Genomic DNA, 1,971 nt, shown 5'->3' with positions numbered 1-1,971 from the left:
CGTCAGCGTCGACCAGTTGGGCTGGGCCGTCGCGGCGGTCGCGATCAAGAAGAGGAGGGCCGCTCGCATTCGGGGAAGCTAGCCGCGACCTCGAGGACGCTACAGGTCCAGCTTGATGCCGCCGTTCGTGATGAACCCGTCGGTCGGTGCCCAGATGTCGGCGAAGACGGGCGACTCGCGCGTGCCTCGGACGACCGGGCCGTAGTTCGACTGCTGCGTGTCCAGGACGTTCTCGAAGTTGAGGAACAGCCGCGCCCGTCCGGCGCGCCACTCGCCCATCACGCCCGCCACCCAGTACCCGTCCGTCCGCTCGCCGCTGGGCAGCGTCTGCGGGCTCGTGTAGTAGCCCTCCAAGCCGATCCGGCCGCGGCCGTGTCGTTCCCACACCAGGACGGTGTATGTCTTGTGCGCCGGCGTGAGTGGGAGCGCCGCCCGTTCCTGGTCGTCGTTGAGCGGGTCCTTGTCTTCCGTCGCGTCGAGATAGACGTAGCCGAGAAACAGCTTGAGATCGCCCAAGCCGAGTCGCGCGTTCGTCTCCAAACCCCGCGTCAGGACGGGGCCGTCGGCGTTGGCGTACGTGAGCAGCCCGCCGACGCCGGTCATCGTCGGAACGAGGGCGTTGTCTAGGCGGGTGACGTACACGGCCTGGTTGAACGAGAGCGAGACGCGCCCGCCGATCACCGTCTGCACGTTGACGTCCACGGTCGCGCCGGCCGACGTTTCGGCCTCGAGGTCGCCGAGCGGCAAGACGCCTCGGAAGGCCTGGCTCTCGGACGGCTCGAGAAACACCGTCGGCGCCTTGTAGCCGAGACCGCCCGTCGCGCGAACCGAGACGGCGTCCGACACGCGAACGAGCGCCGAGGCGCGGGGCAGCACGAACGTTCCGTAGTCGTCGTGGAGATCGGCGCGGAGCCCGCCCTCGAGGGCGAGCCGGTCGCTCACGTCCCACGTGTCCTGAACGAACGCGCCGACCGTCACGTGGTCGTAGTCGAGCGGGGTGCCGAGGGCGTCTCGCTGGTCGAAGGTGTCCGTCCGCAGGTCGAGGCCCGCCACGACGTTGTGCGCGCCGAGCCGGCCGAGTCCCGAGACCTCCGAGTAGGTCGCCGTCTGGGCGCCCTCGAACCGGTAGCCCGGCAGCGCGATCTCGCGGTCGAACAGGCTCGTGCTCTGCTTGAGCGTGAGCGAGAACCGGTCCGAGAACGCGTGGTCCAGACGCGCCTGCGACGTCACGCGCTGGCTCTCGCTCCGCTCGGAGTAGCCCGCCGCCTCGCCCTCGATGACCTCGAGGTCGCCGCCGTCGCGTTGTTCGACCGTCCCGGTGAGCCCGAGCCAGACCGTCGTCCTCGAGGACGGGTAGACGAACGCGCGGGGCGAGAGTGTGACGCGCCGCGTTTGGGGCAGGTTGGTAAACGCGTCGCCGTCGCCGTCGTAGGCGCGCTGCCCGTTGGCGGAGGCCAGGACCGTGTAGCCGAGCCGGTCGCTGCGGCCCACGAAAAACGCGCCCGCATCGAGGCCGCCTGCGCTCGTCGCGTTGAGCAAGAGGGACCGCTCCGAGGTGCCCGGCGCGCCGGGCGTCTTCGACACCAGGTTGACGAGCCCCGCGATCGCGTCGCCGCCGTACAGCGTCGAGGCCGGGCCTTTGATGACCTCGACCTGGCGCAAGTCGAGCGGCGGGACCTGCAACAGCGACAGCCCGCCAGAGAAGCCGCCGTAGAGCGGGAAGCCGTCTCTCAAGAGTTGCGTGTAGCGCCCGTCGAGCCCCTGGATCCGAATCGAGGCGTTGGCCGAGACCGCCGACGTCTGCTGGACCACGATCCCCGGCGACTCGTTGAGCAGCATCGTGATGTTCGACGGCTCCATCGACACCTTCTCGTCGATCTCTTCGCCGGCGATGACCTCGATGCGCGTCGGGAGCGCGGCGATGGTGCGGCTCGTCCGCGTCGCGTCCACGACCACGTCCTCGAGGGCCTC

1 protein-coding gene is annotated in these 1,971 nt (G+C 69.7%); it reads right to left on the bottom strand.

The window, feature by feature from the left end; all coding sequences use genetic code 11:
- Nucleotides 1-99: 99 nt before the first annotated feature.
- Nucleotides 100-1,971 (bottom strand): TonB-dependent receptor plug domain-containing protein (locus tag WBA11_RS11005; RefSeq protein WP_424520735.1); only part of this gene is annotated, 1,872 nt, incomplete at its 5' end.

The organism is Rubrivirga sp., from assembly GCF_049648075.1.
Classification (GTDB): domain Bacteria; phylum Bacteroidota; class Rhodothermia; order Rhodothermales; family Rubricoccaceae; genus Rubrivirga.
This window is presented reverse-complemented; position numbering and strand designations above follow the sequence as displayed.